Origin of the sequence: Georhizobium sp. MAB10 (genome assembly GCF_045012825.1) — a bacterium.
In the GTDB taxonomy this organism is placed as follows: Bacteria; Pseudomonadota; Alphaproteobacteria; order Rhizobiales; family Rhizobiaceae; genus Georhizobium; species Georhizobium profundi.
In genome coordinates, this window is sequence record NZ_CP118314.1 from 2,724,727 (window position 1) to 2,739,984 (window position 15,258).

Sequence of the window (15,258 nt, forward strand, 5' to 3'; positions counted from 1 at the left end):
TAAACCGGATGGCCGACGCCGAGTCAACCGAATGCGCAGCCGAGCGAGGCTCTACAGGCCTGCCCGCTTGCAGATGCAGTTTGCGATGTCAGTTGGCGTGCAAGGCGGCGTCGGGAGTTAGCGCCGACCACCCCTCGCGACGCGCTCGATCTCCTCGCGCACGAGGCGTTCCACGAGCGTCGGCAGATTGTCGTCGAGCCAATCCTTCAGCATCGGACGCAGCATGTCCTCCGCGATGTCGTCGAAAGACCGCATCTGGCCGCGCACGACCGCTTCGTTCAGGTCTTCGAAGGCCGCTGCGACCTTGGCGCCGGCAGCACTCGAGATGAGCTCGCCGCTCTTCTGCTCGGTGGATGTGCGCGTGTCATGCGCCTTCTCTGCAGCATGCTCGCGCAGGTGAAGAACGGAGGCGGACTGCTCGATCGCGTCGAGGTCCGGCCAGTCGCTTCCATCGGCCGGCTCTTCGAAATCATCCTCGTCGGCCAAGCGGTTCCAGTGGTCACTCGCGGAATTGTCCTCGGCGACGTCCAGCTCTTCGCTGTCGAAGCGCTCGAGGCTATCCGCCGTCATGGCCCTTGCGACCTCTTCCTCCACGGCAGGCGCTGCGGCGTCCGGTGTCGGTTGCGCATCCGGCGCCGACCGAAGACGCGCGGCAACATCGGCGAGCGAAATGGTTCGGGCCGCCGCTGGCGAAGGTGCAGCCTGGGACTGGGAGTGATTGTCGGCTTGGCTGTTCTGGGGCTGTGCCACTGGAGGCACCTCGCGCACGGCAGCGAGTTGGGGCCGGCTATCGCCGCGGTCCGGCGACGCCGCATCGTTGGTCTCGATGATCCGGCGGATGGAGGCCAGAATTTCCTCCATGGAAGGCTCTCGCGCCGCGCTCGTCTGTACCATCGTTGCCCTCTTACCGCCGCCTGCCGGGCCTGATCGGCCCGATTCGTTCGGGTTGATCATAAGCGATTGATGCGACGAAAAGAATCCCCGGTGACCGTGGGCCACCGGGGATGCACAACTTTGTCCGGGAAGAAACTTCGAAACTGATGTGCAGACTAGCGTCCGTCGATGGTCCGCAGGCCGTACCACTTGTCCTGGACAGCCTCGTAATGGACTTCCGGCCGATATTCGGCGACCTGGAGACCAAGGCGACCGACAAGCAACCGGCCGGTGGTGGACAGCACCGAGTAGCTCGCCACGATGGCATCGCGCTCGGCCTGCGCCAGCGTTTCGCGCGCGGTCAGCACGTCCTGCTGCGCATTCAGCACGTCGAGCGTGGTGCGCTGTCCGACATCGCGCTCTTCGATAACGCCGGAAAGAGCGAGGTCGGATGCATTGAGCTGGGCGCGGTTCGCGGCAATCGCAGCGCGCGAGGCCTCGAGCTGGGTCCAGGACGTGACGATCGCCTGACGAAGCTGGTTGCGGGCAACATCGACATTGATGCGCGCCTGGCCGAGCAGTTCCTTGCTCTGGCGCACCTGGGCCGACGTCAAGCCGCCCTGGTAGATCGGCACCGAAAGCGTTGCGCCGATCGTCGCCTGCGTGTCGCCGCTCTGGAGATCCTGGCCGACCGAGCCGCTCAGATTGACGCCGGGGAGAAGCGCGCCTTCGGCCTGCTTGACCGAGAAGTCGGCAGCGTTCATCTGGAATTGAGCGGACTTGACCAGCGGGTGTTCGGCAAGACCGGATGTAACCGCCGTATCAAGCGAGGGCGGCAGCAGGCCGCCAGAGGCAGGAGCGGGCGTCATGGAGGCAGGCGGTGCCGCGCCGACAATCTGGACGTACACGGCTTCGGACGAGCTCACCTGTGCCCGCGCAGCCACCAGGCCGGCTTCCGCTGCAGCGAGCGAGGCCTGCGCCTGACTGACATCGGTGCGGGTGCCTTCACCCACATCGAAGCGCGCCTGGGCAGCATTCAGTTGCTCGTTGAGGAATTCGAGGTTCTGGCGACGGATCTGAACGATCTGGCGGTCACGCACGACGTTCATGAAGGCCTGCGCCGCCGACAGCAGGATATCCTGCTCGGTGCTACGAAGCCCTTCCTGGCCCGCGAACACATCCGACTGCGCGCCGAGAACGGCATTGCGCGTCTGGAACCCGTCAAAAAGCGTCTGCGAAACGGACAGCCCGAGTGCCGCATCGGTGCCATCGCCAAAACTGGACGAGGTCTCGGTGGCCGACACATCGAGTTGCGCGGCGATGCGGGGGCGATATCCCGACCGGGCAATCGCAACGCCCTCGTCGGTTGCTCTGAGGCCGGCTCTTGCCGCGTTCAGATCAGGATTGTTCTCGTAGGCCTTGGCCATGGCGCCGAGGATCGTTTCGGCCATGGAGATCGTGGGGGAGAAGGCCATGATAGACGCAAGCGCGAATGTCGAAAGCCATTTGCGGTAACGCGCCATGACGAACTCCTTAGTCAAAATACATCGCGATCACGATGATGAATCGTGTCCGTCAGACGCTTATCGCGCCGCCGTCTATTAGAGACAAGTACACAGGCAAGCTTACGCCAAGTATGCGGCAGCGCGTTGCCGGATCGCAACAGCGCCATTCAACCGATCAAAACACGAATTCAGGCGCCTTGGAGAAACCGGGGAGCGGCTTCACGGCCGAATTGAAGACGGTCCGCTGCGCGGTGAATTCGCCTTCGCGTATATAGAGTTTGGCGCGCGCGGCGTTGCCCGTTCCCTCGACCACGACGAGCCGACCACCATCCCGCAACTGGGTCAGAATCGCCTGCGGAAAAACCTCCACGGCGCCGGAAAAGATGATGGCGTCGTATGGCGCTTCGTCCTGATAGCCGGCTGCCAGGTCACCCTGCACGACCGCAACGTTGTCGAAGCCGAGATCGGCGAGCTTCGTGCTGGCCTCCTCGGCAAGTTCAGGATCCGATTCCAGTGCGACGACCGAGCCGGCAAGGCGCGACAGGACCGCGGCGCCGTAGCCGGTCGCGCAGCCGATCTCCAGGACGACGTCGTTCGGCGTTATTTCCGCAAGCTGAACGAGGCGGGCGTGCTGGCCGGCCTCCATCATGAAGCGATCGGGCGCACCGTCCTTGCCTTCCTTCACGAGCAGATCGTCATCGATATAGGCAAGCTGCGCGAACTTGGCCGGCACGAAAGCCTCGCGCGGCACCTCCGAGAAGGCCGCAAGGACCGCATGTTGCGTGACATCCATCGTGCGGATCTGGCAGTCGACCATCTTGGCACGCGCCTGAGCGTAATCGATCGTCATCGGACTGGAAAACTCCTGCATATCCCCGTCGGCACCGCTGCAAGCGCTGCCCGTCGCTTCGATAAACCGTCGTCGCGCGAATGGCAAAGACAAAGAACCGCCCTCGCCTGCACACGCACAAGCGTTGCATTCGGCTGGACTGCTTTTGCTGGGATCGAAAGTTTGGAGGCCTCGCCCGGAATCGAACCGGGATACAAGGATTTGCAGTCCTCTGCGTAACCACTCCGCCACGAGGCCTCATATCGGCAAGCGCTGCCGACGGCTGAGGGCATTAGAATGAATTCCCCCACAGTTCAAGCAGGGTGTACGGCAATGGTGCGTTTTTTGGCTGCCACCGCGGATTCCATCGCAGGCGCACACGCTGCGTCCGTCATGGTGCCGAGAAGAAACGGGGATCCACTGGCCGCAAGCACCAACGGACACGTCTTTGCCCAGCTTTGCAGGTCGACTGGGGCTTCAGTGAGTCGCGATTCGTCGTCTCGCGAGCCCCTGCCGTGGAGGACAGTCTCGGCATCGCTTCGCCGGACGACCAGGTCCGAGCGCCGTGCCGATTTGGAACAGGCCACCAGCCTCGCTCCAGCTTCGCACAGGCAAGCTCGGTTAACGGTTGGTTAACCAACGCACGCCTATCGATTGGCAATGGATTTTTAACGTAGATGACCAAAGTGCTAACCGACACCCGTCCCATCAGGCTCAAAGGCCGTTCCTTTCTGGCGCTCGTCCTGTCGCCGGAACTGCCTTTGGACGGCTGGCTTGCCCGCCTGGACGACCTTGCGCACCGGTCGGCGGGATTCTTTCTCGGTCGCCCGGTTGTTTTGGATGTCGAGGATCTTGACGTTGACAAGCATGAGCTGAAATCGCTGATCGACGCGCTTTCCGAGCGCAATGTACGGGTCATGGGCATCGAGGGCGCGCGCCCGTCTCAACTGACGAACGGCATGCCTCCGGCAATGCGCGGCGGGCGCCCTGCTCCCGATTTCGACGAGCCTGAAGCGGATACCGCGGCGCCGGAAAAATCCGCGGCGAGCAGCAAGCCGCAGCCGGTCAGCGCGCCGCAAGTCATGCGTGCCATGCCGTCGATCATCATTCACGAGCCGGTGCGCTCGGGTCAGTCGGTAATCTTCCCGGAAGGCGACGTGACCATCATCGGATCGGTCGCCTCCGGCGCGGAAGTCGTCGCGGGTGGTTCGATCCACGTCTACGGAACACTGCGCGGCCGTGCGCTTGCCGGTTCGATCGGCAATGCATCGGCGCGCATCTTCTGCCGCAAGCTCGAAGCCGAGCTTCTGGCAATCGACGGTTTGTACAAGACAGCGGAAGACATGCAGCCTGGATTGCGTGGCGAGGCCGTTCAGCTCTGGCTGGAAGGCGACGCGATCATGGCAGAAAAACTCATTTGAGCCGGGGGCGGCCAGGACAGGAGAGAGATATGGCTAAAGTTATCGTGGTGACATCGGGCAAAGGCGGGGTCGGCAAAACGACTTCGACCGCCGCGCTCGGCGCAGCACTTGCGCAAAGGAATGAGAAGACCGTCGTCGTCGATTTCGACGTCGGCCTGCGCAACCTCGATCTGGTGATGGGCGCCGAGCGACGCGTCGTCTATGACCTGATCAACGTGATCCAGGGCGATGCGAAGCTGTCGCAGGCACTCATCCGCGACAAGCGCCTGGATACCCTTCACCTGCTGCCTGCCTCGCAGACGCGCGACAAGGACAATCTCACGTCCGAGGGCGTGGAGAAGGTCATGGCCGAGCTTCGTCAGCAGTTCGACTGGATCATCTGCGACAGCCCCGCAGGCATCGAACGTGGCGCGACGCTCGCCATGCGTCATGCCGACATCGCCGTCGTCGTCACCAATCCGGAAGTGTCGTCGGTGCGCGATTCGGATCGCATCATCGGCCTTCTCGACGCCAAGACGGCGAAAGCCGAACGCGGCGAGCGGGTCGAGAAACATCTGCTTCTCACGCGTTACGATGCGGTTCGCGCCGAGCGTGGCGACATGCTGAAGGTCGACGATGTTCTGGAGATTCTCTCCATCCCGCTTCTCGGCATCATTCCCGAAAGCATGGATGTGCTTCGTGCCTCCAACATCGGTTCGCCGGTGACGCTTGCCGAAGGCCGTGGTGCTGCCGCTATTGCCTATCACGATGCGGCTCGTCGTCTTGCCGGCGAACAGGTGGCGATGACCATCCCGGGCGAAAAGCGTGGGCTGTTCGAGAAGATTTTCGGAAGGAGGGCCGCATGAGCCTCTTCAGCTTCTTCAATCGACAAACGACCTCGGCGCCGAAAGCGCGCGAGCGTCTGCAGGTCCTCCTGGCCCATGAGCGCACCACGGTCGGCCATTCCGATCTGGTGGCGGTCCTTCGCGAGGAAATCCTGGCGGTGATCGCGAAGCACGTGCAGGTCGATCGCGACAAGGTTCTCGTGAAGATGGACCGGGGCGACTCGGTCTCGACGCTCGAGGTAGACATCGAAATACCGCTGTCGGCCGGCGTTCGCGCTGCCTGACGACCTGGCCGGTCCAAATGCCGGCATCGAAAGCTCCGGTGGCTGATCTCGGCCACCGGCTCCAAACGATAAGGAGACCCAACATGACACGAGTGGCCCTTCTCGAACGTTTGAAAGAGCTTCAGCGGCTGCCGAAGTTTCAAAACCGTGACATCCGTACGATCAGCGCCTGCCTGACCATGGATGCACTCATCGAACATGTGCGCGTATGCGAAGAAGTGGCCGGCGTGCATGAGCGAGTGGTCAGCCAGGCCGGCTGACCATCGCGATCGTCGATCTGACGTTTCGAGCCAGCGAATGCCTTCAAGCAGCGCTGGTCAGTCGTCCATGGTAGGCAGAATCTGGTCGGCGATGTCGCTCGCTTGATCACCGAGCGCCGACAACGAGGCGAGGATGCCGCTCCCGTCAAACTGCTCCATGAAAGCAGCGATCGCCTGCCGTCCGCCCAGCCGGATGATGTTCACGTGGTTTGCAGTCGGCACGATGACAGCCGTCGCAAACTGATCGTTTGCAGATGCCAGCATGGTCGCAAACCTAGCCGGCGTCACCGGATCCTGTTCACCGGCAACGATCAGAACCGGAACCTTGAGTTCCGCAAGCCGCGCAACATTGTCGAACTTGGTGCGCACCACCCAATTCGGCACGCGGGCAACCTGCTGGCGAACGGCTTCCGGAAAACTGGTCATCGGCGCTTCCAGGATCAGCGCGCGGGGCTCGATCTGCACCGCCGCGTTGGTAGCGATCCCCGAACCCATCGAGTAGCCGTAGAGCACGAAGCCGTCCCGGGCGAGGCCCGCCTGCTCCGCCTGATCGAGCATCGCGGCAGCATCGCGATACATGTTGCCCTCGCGCGGCCGGCCCGGATTGCCGCCATACCCCCTGTATCCCGCGAGAATCAGGCCGTAGCCTTCCTCCGCCAATTCGTAGAGATGCCGCGGCTTTCGAACCAGGTCGCCTTCCCGGCCGGCGAAGTAGACGATGGTGGGTTTGCCCGGGACGGCAGGCAGATACCAGGCGCGGATCGTCAGGCCGTCATGGGTCTCGTAATCGAGCGGCTGGACGGCAAGCCGGCTGTCGAGTTCCAGCAAGTTGAAGAGCGTCCGCTGGCGAAAAAGGATGTGCTCGGGAATGGTCGTGGCTACGCCGAACGTCGCGGCCAACAGCGTGGAAGCCAATACCAGCCCGATTGCCATCTTGCGCATCATCCCCGTGCCGGAGCGGTCGGTCGAAACAGTCATTGGGACGTGCGCATACCCTTGCTGGAGGCGTCATCTTTCGATTCGTTCACCCAACATCAAGCAGCGCGATTTGGCTGGAACGTGGCAATGGTGTTCATCATCAACGACGCTGTGGCGCACGCCAACACGCTCAATGCTCGGGATGGTCCTGACCGGCTGGCGCCTTGGGCTTCCGGCCCCAGCGCCTGCCGTAGTAGACCGAGCCCGACCGGCGCCAGCGGCGCACGAAGGCAAAATCCTGCGACAGGACCAACAGGCCGAGCGGCAGCATCCAGATGCCGAGAATCGGCAGGAAGCTAAAGATCCCTCCGAAAATCAGGGCAATACCGAGCGCTATGCGTGCACCACGCGATTGCGGCAAGCTGATCCGGCGCCCGAGGATGTGGATCGTGCGAGTCACGGGATCGAACCGGAAACGGCTTTCGGATGCCATTTTGCTTTCAGGATTGGTTTCGGACACGGCTGGCAACGCCACCTCGCAACGGTCGCCCCCAGGCGCCTCGGTGTTGAGAAGTGGGCACTCTGCGATGAATGTGCAAGACGGAGCACTTTTTTCTGGAAACGGCTTTGCAAGTGGGAAAGGCATTTGTTATAGGCTCGCCAACTCGACGAAAAGACGAGTTTTTCCCCGGTAGCTCAGTGGTAGAGCACTCGACTGTTAATCGATCGGTCGCTGGTTCGAATCCGGCCCGGGGAGCCAATCATGTCAAAGGCCGCTTGCCATCCGTTTCACGGGGCAGCGGCCTTTTTCATGTGCAGCCCTCCTTGCTTTGTCTCTGAAACCTTTGATCCATTCCGTTCGTATCGACGTAACGACACCAACACGGGGATGGTCCAATCTCCCCTTCTGACGTTTCAGACAGAAAAGCGTTTTCATGGCACCTAAAGCGCGGGAGAAGGATGGTGGCGCGACGGATGGAGCGCATGCCGGCGGACCTGTTGTGGTGTGGTTCCGCAACGATCTGCGCGTCAAAGACAATCTCGCTCTCTCGAAGGCCGTGGACAGCGATGCGCCGGTCATTGCGCTCTTCATTCTCGACGAAACGGCTCGAGCGCCCCGCAAGCTCGGCGGCGCGCGCCGCTGGTGGCTGCATCACTCGCTCGTCGCGCTGAAGGCATCTCTCGCCGCGCTCAACATTCCCCTGATTCTGAAGAGCGGCGGGTCGGAAAAGCTCGTGCGCGCCGTCGTCGACGAATCGGGAGCGGGCAGCGTCTTCTGGAACCGCCGCTACGACCCTCCGGGCATTGCGATCGACACAGAACTCAAGGCTGCCCTGAAGGATGGCGGCATTCACGTGGAGAGCTTCGACGGACAGCTCCTGCACGAACCATCCAAAACGACGACGGGCAGCGGTGGTCATTACAAGGTCTACACGCCGTTCTGGCGCGCGCTGGATGCCGGAACGCCGCCGCGCGATCCGATCGGCGCACCGCGCAAGATCACAAACCCAGCCGAAAATCTTTCGTCAGACAAGCTCGACGAATGGAAGCTACTGCCGACCAAACCCGACTGGTCGGGGGGAATCGCGGACAGCTGGACGCCGGGCGAAGCCGGCGCATGGAAATGCCTGGACGATTTCATCGCAGGTCCCTTCGATGCCTATGCCGAGGGGCGCGACCTGCCCGACCGTGCCGGAACGTCACGCATGTCGCCGCACCTCGCCTTCGGCGAAATCACGCCCTATCAGATCTGGGCCGAGACGAGCCGCCGCCCGAAGGAAGTGGCGAGCGAGGATCGCACCACCTATCGCAAGGAAATCGTCTGGCGCGAGTTTTCCTACCACCTGCTCTTTCACAAGCCGGATCTTGCCGAAGCGAACTACAATGCCGCTTTCGACGCGATGCCGTGGCGGCAGGACAAGGATGCGCTTCGCGCCTGGCAACACGGGATGACGGGTTATCCGATCGTGGATGCAGGGATGCGTCAGCTTTGGCAGACCGGCTGGATGCACAATCGGGTCCGGATGATCGTGGCATCGTTCCTGACCAAGCATCTCCTGATCGACTGGCGCATTGGCGAGGACTGGTTCTGGGATACGCTCGTCGATGCCGACCCGGCTTCGAACCCGGCGCAATGGCAGTGGGTCGCCGGATCCGGCGCCGACGCTTCCCCCTATTTCCGCATCTTCAACCCGATGCTCCAGGGCTCGAAATTCGATCAGAAGGGCGACTATGTGCGCCGCTTGGTGCCGGAACTGGCGAAGCTTCCCGACAAATACATCCAGACGCCTTGGGAAGCACCGACCGAGATATTGAGCCGCGCGGGCATCACGCTCGGCAAGGATTACCCGCGCCCGATCGTGGACCATCAGAAAGCGCGCCAGCGCGCTCTCGACGCCTACAAGAAACTCAAGGAAGCAGCATGACCGTTCACTTGCCTCATCCGGAACGCGGCGCCGTCCCGATCGACCGTGAGAACGGCCAGCGTCGCCGGATCGCCGTGATCGGGTCCGGCATATCCGGATCGTCCGCTGCCTGGGCATTGCACGCCGACAACGACGTCACGCTTTATGAAAAGGAAGCGCGTCTTGGCGGACACACCGCGACGGTCGACGTCGACTATGATGGCAAGGCAATCGCCGTGGATACGGGGTTCATCGTCTATAACGAGGTGAACTATCCGAATCTCAAGGCGCTTTTCGAGCATCTTGGCGTCGAGACACACAAGAGCAATATGAGCTTTTCGCTGTCGCTCGACCACGGCAAGCTGGAATGGAGCGGCGACAGCTTTCGCACGCTCTTTGCTCAGAAGCGCAATTTCTTTCGCCCGACCTTTCTCGTGATGCTTCGGGAAATCCTGCGCTTCAACAAGATGTGCCTGCGCGATCGCGCCGACGGCCATCTGCGCAACATTTCGATCGGCGATTATCTCAACTGGCGCCGCTTCTCGCCGGGTTTCACAAACAACTACCTGGTGCCCATGGCCGCCGCGATCTGGTCGACGCCGGCCAAGCAGATGATGGAATTCCCGGCGGAGCATTTCGTCAATTTCTTCGACAATCATCGTCTCGTGTACAGCCAGCAGCTGCCGTGGCGGACCGTCACCGGTGGATCGCGCACTTATCTCGAGCACCTGCTTGCTCCACTGAGGGACAAGACGCGCGTGGGCTGCGGTGCCGTCAGTGTCCGGCGCTCCGGTGGCAAGGTCTTCGTTCGCGATTCTGCGGGCCATGAAGACGTTTTCGATGCCATCGTGATCGCGGCGCACTCCGACCAGGCGCTCGCGATGCTTCAAGATGCGAGCGAAGCAGAGAGACAGGTGCTCAAGGGTATTCCCTATCGGCCAAACCGCGTCGTTCTGCATCGCGATCCGGCTCTTATGCCGAAGCGCCGCAAGGTCTGGGCATCCTGGAATTATCTGCGCTCGTCGGTCGATGGCGGCGAAGGCGACGTGGCCGTCACCTACTGGATGAACCGCCTTCAAGGCATTGATCCCGCTTGCCCGCTCTTCGTGACGCTCAATCCCGATCGCGAACCGGATCCGACAAAGGTCTTCGGCGAGTTCTCCTATGACCACCCACAGTTCGGCGCGGACGCGGTCAAGATCCAGAAGCAGTTGGCTGGGCTTCAGGGGCAGTCCAACACGTGGTTTGCCGGTGCCTGGACGGGCTACGGCTTCCACGAGGACGGCCTGTCTTCGGGGCTTGCGGCGGCCGAAGCGCTGGGCGCGACAATTCCCTGGCGGTCATGGGGAACGGATCCCTCTGTCGACTTCGTCGAGGCTGCGGAATAGGCTTTCGCCATGACCGTGCACGCACCCAATTTCGAGACGAGCCAAGCCTCAGCCGCCATCGCCTTTCCGGCGCCGGCTGCGGCTGTCAGTCTCTATGTGGGCGACGTGATGCATCAACGCATGCGCCCGAAGCCGCATCGCTTCACCTACCGTGTCTTCAATATCCTGATCGATCTCGATCGGCTGGACGACGCCGATCGGCAAAGCAAGCTCTTCGGCGTGAACCGTGCCGCTGTCACATCCTTTCATGAAAGCGACCACATCGACGGCCCGCATGACAGCGCGCGCAGCTATGTCGATCATCTGCTGAACGAGGCCGGGTTGACCGAGAAGGCCGATCGCATTCTGCTCGCCTGCTATCCGCGCGTTTTCGGGCGCGTGTTCAATCCGCTCGCTGTCTACTACGCTTATGATCGGCACGATGTTCTAAAGGCGCTGGTGTACGAAGTGCGCAACACGTTCGGCGAACGTCACAGCTATGTCTGCGTGTGCAAACCGGGAGACGTGAGCCCGGCCGGTATCCGCCAGGAACGGAACAAGCGGTTCTTCGTATCGCCCTTCATCGACATGGAGATGCGCTACCATTTCCGCATGCTGCCGCCAGGTGAGGCCATGCGGTGGCGCATTCTGGAGACGGACAGAGAAGGTCCTTTTCTCTCCGCAACATTCGACGGTGAGCGCACCGAATTCACATCGAGAGCGATTCTCGGGTGCCTGCTGCGGGTGCCGTTCCAGACATGGAAGATCGTGGCCGGCATCCATTTCGAGGCGCTTCGGCTCTGGCTGAAAGGCGCCCGCTACCGGTCGCGCGGGCCGGCCCCGGTCGCTGTAAGCTTCGATGATGACGCCGCTTGAACGCAAGGACAGATTGGCTTTTCATCGGCGCATGCTTGCAAGACCGGCTGCCAGCGCCGTGACGATCAAGACTCGAACCCGTTGGGGCAATTTTAAGCCGGTCATGCTTCAAAGAGCCGGCTATCACTGGGACGGACGTGCATGAGTATGGATGCGACATTCTCCAACGATCACTTCGCAGCCGCCGAGCGGCTTACGGCCGACAATGTCGCGGCCTTCATGGGAGGGCTGCCGGCGCGTGCGCAGGTGACGCTGAAGGCGCTGGTCAACATGAACTACGGCGCGCTGAATGTCCGCATGCCCGATGCACGGACCTTTCGTGTGGAGGGCGCAAAGCCCGGACCGGAAGCGACCGTTGTCCTGCACAACTGGAACCTTCCGCAGCGCGCCTTCATGCGCGGCACGATCGGCGTTGGCGAATCCTACATGGACCATGATTGGGACAGCCCCGACGTTACGGCGTTCCTCGAGCTCTTCCTCGTCAACATGGATCTCGGCGAAAAATACGCGACGGGTGGACGCGGCATCCTCCAACTCTTCGACAAGCTGCGCCATTGGCTGAACATCAACACGCGCAGCCAGTCCAAGCGCAACATTGCCGCCCACTACGATCTAGGAAACGCCTTCTACAAGGAATGGCTCGACACGACGATGACCTACTCGTCGGCGCTCTACCAAACCGGCGCGAACGACCTGCAGTCTGCGCAGACCGCCAAATATCGGGCGCTCGCAGAGGCGACGGGCATCGGGCCGAACGACCATGTGCTGGAAATCGGTTGCGGCTGGGGCGGGTTTGCCGAGTTTGCCGCAAGTGAGATCGGGTGCAAGGTCACGGGCCTGACGATCAGCCGCGAGCAACTGGCCTATGCCGAAGAACGCATCCAGAAGGCCGGTCTCTCCGACCGCGCCACGTTCAAATTTCAGGATTACCGCGACGAAACCGGCGTTTACGACCGGATCATCTCCATCGAGATGCTTGAAGCCGTTGGTGAGAAGTTCTGGGCGACCTATTTCGGCAAGCTGCGCGACTGCCTGCGTGAAGGCGGTCGGGCCGGCATCCAGGCAATCACCATCGCGAGCGCGGTATTCCCCATGTATCGCAGCCAGCCGGATTTCATCCAGCGCTACGTCTTCCCAGGCGGCATGCTGCCGACCAACGATCATTTGCGGACATATGGGGACGAGGCAGGTCTCACCATCGTCGGCAACCGGGCCTTTGCAGCCGATTACGCCCGCACGCTGGCCGAATGGCGCGAGCGATTCTGGGCGCGCTGGGAAACGATCCGGCCGCTCGGGTTCGACGAGCGGTTCAAGCGTCTCTGGGAATTCTATCTGTTCTACTGCGAGGCTGGGTTCCGGGCGGAAAATATCAATGTCCGCCAAGTGGTCTATGCACGGTGATCAGCACGTAGAAGCGGCATGAGCCTTCGATCCTCTGCCCCTTCGACGCGCGCATGACTAAGCGCAGCCAGCCTGAACCCTCCAGCGCAGCGCGCACGGCTTCCTATGGCGACCAGGTGCCTGCGCGCATTCTGGCGGCCTATGCGCTGCCGGCGCTTCCCCTCGCGGCCATGACGTTGCCGCTCTATATCCTGCTGCCGACGTTCTACACCGAGACGCTGGGGCTCTCGCTGGCGGGCGTCGGCTTCGCCCTCCTCGTCATGCGGCTGTTCGATGCGGTCAACGATCCGCTGGTCGGGTTCGTGGCGGATCGGTTTCGGCCGCGTTTCGGCCGGCGGCGCACGCTTTTTGCGGCCAGCCTGCCGCTGACGGCACTGTCGGGCTTCATGCTTTTCTGGCCGCCGGTCGACGCCACCACGGGTTACCTGCTTGGCTGGGGCATGATGCTCTCGCTCGGCTACACCGCATCCGTCATTCCCCTGACAGCCTGGGGTGCCGAACTGTCAAGCGGATATCGCGGCAGGTCACGTCTTGCCGGGTGGCGCGAGGGGTTCATTCTGATCGGCACGCTGATTGCGATCGCGGTGCCGTTCACGATCGGCTTCGACACTGCCGAAGGTGTCCATGGGCTCGCGCTTCTCGCCATCGGCATCGCGGTTGCGCTGCCGGTCTTTGGCTTGATCGCCGTTGTCATCGTTCCGGAGCCGAAAGAACATACGAAGCAGCGGGTCGATTTCCGAAAAGGGCTCGGCCATCTGCGCAACAACAAACCCTTTCTGCGCTTGATCTTCGCCTATCTGATCAACGGGCTGGCGAACGGGATTCCGGCAACGCTCTTCCTCTATTTTGTCTCGGAACGGCTTGGTCTGCCCGAGGCACGCGGCCCGTTGCTGTTTCTGTATTTTCTCTCCGGCGTCATCGGGGTGCCGATCGCGCTCAAGATCGCCGACACAATCGGTAAGCACCGGGCCTGGTGCTGGGCGATGCTGATCAATTGCGCGATCTTCGCCGTGGCGCCGATGCTGCCGGAAGGCGCACTCTACGGCTTTGGCGCGATGTGCATCGCAACGGGGATTTTTCTCGGCTTCGACCTGACGATCCCCGCGTCTATCCAGGCCGACGTCGTCGATGTCGACACGGCAAGCTCCGGCGAGCAGCGGTCTGGTATCTACTTCGCGGCCTGGAGCCTCGCCACCAAGCTGTCACTGGCGCTTGCCGGCGGGACGATCTTTCCGGCGCTGGCGTTCTTCGGCTTTGATCCGCAGGCGAGCGGCAACAACACCGACACATCTCTGCTCGCGCTTGCCGTCATTTACGCCTGGGTGCCGATCGCACTGAAGCTGATCTCCGTACTTCTGATGTGGAACTTCCCGCTGGACGAGGCCGAGCATGCCAAGCTGCGAGCCTCAATCGATGGCGAAACAAGCAGCTAGGGCGCGTGCTCAGTCGCTTCCGCGGCTTTCCAACGGGCGCTTCGACCATCCCGTCATGCGGTTGATCGCGGCGAAATAGACCGGATAGGGAAAGAGCCCGAGAAACTTGAGGGCGTAGGTAAAGCGCTTGGGGAACGTGATCTCGAAGCCAGGGCGCTTCAGCCCTTCGATGATCCGGTCCACCGCATCGTCCACCTTCATCAGCGCCGGCATCGCAAATTCGTTCTTTTCCGTTGCCGGCGTGTCGACGAATCCAGGGTGAACGACCTGGATTCGGATGTTCATCTTGTCGAGATCGAATTTCAGGCTTTCCGCCATGTTGGTCAGCGCGGCCTTTGTGGCGCCGTAGGCTGCGCTCGTAGGCAGACCACCATATCCCGTGACCGAGGAGACGATGGCAATGTGGCCCCTGCCCGCGCGCTGCATCGCATTCACAGTGGGCACCAGCCCATTTACGACGCCGTTCAGATTGACGGCGAACGTCTTGTGGAAGTCCTCGACCTTCAGTTCGTTGCCATGGACCGGAATGTAGACGCCCGCATTGAAGATCGCGAGTGCGAGCTTGCCGTGCTGGCTGATGATCGAATCGACGATCCGGGCCATGTCGGCTTCATCGGTTACGTCACCCGGCATCGGCTGGATGCGCCCCTTGGCTGTGGACGCCTTTGCGGCAAGCTCGTTGAGCTTGTCCTCGCCGCGGGCCGTGGCCACGACCGTGTAGCCCGCCTGCGCGAGCTTCAGCGCCAGCGCCGCACCAATGCCGGAGCTTGCGCCCGTGACCCAGACGGCTCCATGGGATGGTTCGGCGAAATAATGGCGCATTGCTTGGCTCCTGCTTGCGTTTCGAAAATGAAAACGCGCC

Annotated in this window: 15 protein-coding genes and 2 tRNA genes; 10 read left to right on the forward strand and 7 right to left on the reverse strand. The window is 62.0% G+C overall.

The genetic code is table 11. The features are described from left to right. Positions 1-117: 117 nt before the first annotated feature. The 4 genes from PU133_RS12905 to PU133_RS12920 all read right to left on the reverse strand — a co-directional run bounded on the left by PU133_RS12905 (position 118) and on the right by PU133_RS12920 (position 3,465). Positions 118-894, reverse strand: a complete 777-nt coding sequence (locus tag PU133_RS12905) for a PopZ family protein (RefSeq protein WP_404862032.1) — start codon at positions 892-894, stop codon at positions 118-120. A 155-nt stretch (positions 895-1,049) separates the two neighbouring features. After that, positions 1,050-2,396, reverse strand: coding sequence for a TolC family outer membrane protein (locus tag PU133_RS12910; RefSeq protein ID WP_126010531.1), 1,347 nt, complete (start codon positions 2,394-2,396; stop codon positions 1,050-1,052). Positions 2,397-2,553: 157 nt separating this feature from the next. Further along, positions 2,554-3,222, reverse strand: a complete 669-nt coding sequence (locus PU133_RS12915; protein ID WP_404864531.1) for a protein-L-isoaspartate O-methyltransferase family protein — start codon at positions 3,220-3,222, stop codon at positions 2,554-2,556. Positions 3,223-3,391: 169 nt separating this feature from the next. Beyond that, positions 3,392-3,465 (reverse strand) — tRNA-Cys (locus PU133_RS12920). A gap of 419 nt (positions 3,466-3,884) precedes the next feature. Between PU133_RS12920 and minC the strand changes: the two genes are divergently transcribed. The 4 genes from minC to PU133_RS12940 all read left to right on the forward strand — a co-directional run bounded on the left by minC (position 3,885) and on the right by PU133_RS12940 (position 5,996). After that, positions 3,885-4,628: a septum site-determining protein MinC gene (minC, locus tag PU133_RS12925; RefSeq protein ID WP_404862033.1), complete on the forward strand. Its 744-nt coding sequence runs from the start codon at positions 3,885-3,887 to the stop codon at positions 4,626-4,628. 29 nt (positions 4,629-4,657) lie between these two features. Next, a complete protein-coding gene (gene minD, locus PU133_RS12930) occupies positions 4,658-5,473 on the forward strand; it encodes a septum site-determining protein MinD (RefSeq protein ID WP_126010533.1) in 816 nt (271 codons plus the stop codon). Then, on the forward strand, positions 5,470-5,736 hold the full coding sequence (gene minE, locus PU133_RS12935) for a cell division topological specificity factor MinE (RefSeq protein ID WP_126010534.1): 267 nt from the start codon (positions 5,470-5,472) through the stop codon (positions 5,734-5,736). The genes minD and minE overlap by 4 nt, the downstream gene beginning before the upstream one ends. Before the next feature lie 83 nt (positions 5,737-5,819). Further along, complete coding sequence (locus tag PU133_RS12940; RefSeq protein WP_164527894.1) at positions 5,820-5,996, forward strand: hypothetical protein; 177 nt, start codon at positions 5,820-5,822, stop codon at positions 5,994-5,996. Between the two features lie 57 nt (positions 5,997-6,053). On the opposite strand, the gene PU133_RS12945 is transcribed toward PU133_RS12940, so the two are convergent. Together PU133_RS12945 and PU133_RS12950 are read right to left on the reverse strand one after the other, a co-directional pair. Beyond that, a complete protein-coding gene (locus PU133_RS12945) occupies positions 6,054-6,974 on the reverse strand; it encodes an alpha/beta hydrolase (protein WP_126010535.1) in 921 nt (306 codons plus the stop codon). Positions 6,975-7,104: 130 nt separating this feature from the next. Beyond that, complete coding sequence (locus tag PU133_RS12950; protein ID WP_126010536.1) at positions 7,105-7,407, reverse strand: hypothetical protein; 303 nt, start codon at positions 7,405-7,407, stop codon at positions 7,105-7,107. A 192-nt stretch (positions 7,408-7,599) separates the two neighbouring features. Between PU133_RS12950 and PU133_RS12955 the strand changes: the two genes are divergently transcribed. From PU133_RS12955 to PU133_RS12980, 6 genes are all read left to right on the forward strand, one after another. Further along, positions 7,600-7,674: transfer RNA gene (locus tag PU133_RS12955), tRNA-Asn, on the forward strand. A 175-nt stretch (positions 7,675-7,849) separates the two neighbouring features. Beyond that, a complete protein-coding gene (locus PU133_RS12960; protein ID WP_404862034.1) occupies positions 7,850-9,340 on the forward strand; it encodes a cryptochrome/photolyase family protein in 1,491 nt (496 codons plus the stop codon). Continuing rightward, positions 9,337-10,707 carry an NAD(P)/FAD-dependent oxidoreductase gene (locus PU133_RS12965; RefSeq protein ID WP_404862035.1) on the forward strand — a complete coding sequence of 457 codons (1,371 nt, stop codon included), beginning with the start codon at positions 9,337-9,339 and terminating at the stop codon, positions 10,705-10,707. The genes PU133_RS12960 and PU133_RS12965 overlap by 4 nt, the downstream gene beginning before the upstream one ends. Positions 10,708-10,716: 9 nt before the next feature. After that, positions 10,717-11,562, forward strand: a complete 846-nt coding sequence (locus PU133_RS12970) for a DUF1365 domain-containing protein (RefSeq protein WP_404862036.1) — start codon at positions 10,717-10,719, stop codon at positions 11,560-11,562. Between the two features lie 147 nt (positions 11,563-11,709). Continuing rightward, a complete protein-coding gene (locus tag PU133_RS12975; RefSeq protein WP_404864532.1) occupies positions 11,710-12,963 on the forward strand; it encodes a class I SAM-dependent methyltransferase in 1,254 nt (417 codons plus the stop codon). Positions 12,964-13,016: 53 nt separating this feature from the next. Further along, positions 13,017-14,396 (forward strand): MFS transporter, encoded by a 1,380-nt coding sequence (locus tag PU133_RS12980; protein WP_404862037.1) that lies wholly within the window; start codon positions 13,017-13,019, stop codon positions 14,394-14,396. 9 nt (positions 14,397-14,405) lie between these two features. Here the strand turns inward: PU133_RS12980 and PU133_RS12985 are convergent, their stop codons facing one another. Next, the gene (locus PU133_RS12985) at positions 14,406-15,218 is read right to left on the reverse strand and encodes an SDR family NAD(P)-dependent oxidoreductase (protein WP_404862038.1); all 813 of its coding nucleotides are present in this window, start codon (positions 15,216-15,218) and stop codon (positions 14,406-14,408) included. Positions 15,219-15,258 lie beyond the last annotated feature (40 nt).

Excerpts from the sequence above, each read along its gene's own strand:
- PU133_RS12905 (WP_404862032.1), bottom strand. The coding sequence starts at position 894 with ATGGTACAGACGAGCGCGGCGCGAGAGCCTTCCATGGAGGAAATTCTG.
- PU133_RS12910 (WP_126010531.1), bottom strand. The coding sequence starts at position 2,396 with ATGGCGCGTTACCGCAAATGGCTTTCGACATTCGCGCTTGCGTCTATC.
- minC (WP_404862033.1), top strand. The coding sequence starts at position 3,885 with ATGACCAAAGTGCTAACCGACACCCGTCCCATCAGGCTCAAAGGCCGT.
- minD (WP_126010533.1), top strand. The coding sequence starts at position 4,658 with ATGGCTAAAGTTATCGTGGTGACATCGGGCAAAGGCGGGGTCGGCAAA.
- minE (WP_126010534.1), top strand. The coding sequence starts at position 5,470 with ATGAGCCTCTTCAGCTTCTTCAATCGACAAACGACCTCGGCGCCGAAA.
- PU133_RS12940 (WP_164527894.1), top strand. The coding sequence starts at position 5,820 with ATGACACGAGTGGCCCTTCTCGAACGTTTGAAAGAGCTTCAGCGGCTG.
- PU133_RS12945 (WP_126010535.1), bottom strand. The coding sequence starts at position 6,974 with ATGACTGTTTCGACCGACCGCTCCGGCACGGGGATGATGCGCAAGATG.
- PU133_RS12950 (WP_126010536.1), bottom strand. The coding sequence starts at position 7,407 with ATGGCATCCGAAAGCCGTTTCCGGTTCGATCCCGTGACTCGCACGATC.
- PU133_RS12960 (WP_404862034.1), top strand. The coding sequence starts at position 7,850 with ATGGCACCTAAAGCGCGGGAGAAGGATGGTGGCGCGACGGATGGAGCG.
- PU133_RS12965 (WP_404862035.1), top strand. The coding sequence starts at position 9,337 with ATGACCGTTCACTTGCCTCATCCGGAACGCGGCGCCGTCCCGATCGAC.
- PU133_RS12970 (WP_404862036.1), top strand. The coding sequence starts at position 10,717 with ATGACCGTGCACGCACCCAATTTCGAGACGAGCCAAGCCTCAGCCGCC.
- PU133_RS12975 (WP_404864532.1), top strand. The coding sequence starts at position 11,710 with ATGGATGCGACATTCTCCAACGATCACTTCGCAGCCGCCGAGCGGCTT.
- PU133_RS12980 (WP_404862037.1), top strand. The coding sequence starts at position 13,017 with ATGACTAAGCGCAGCCAGCCTGAACCCTCCAGCGCAGCGCGCACGGCT.
- PU133_RS12985 (WP_404862038.1), bottom strand. The coding sequence starts at position 15,218 with ATGCGCCATTATTTCGCCGAACCATCCCATGGAGCCGTCTGGGTCACG.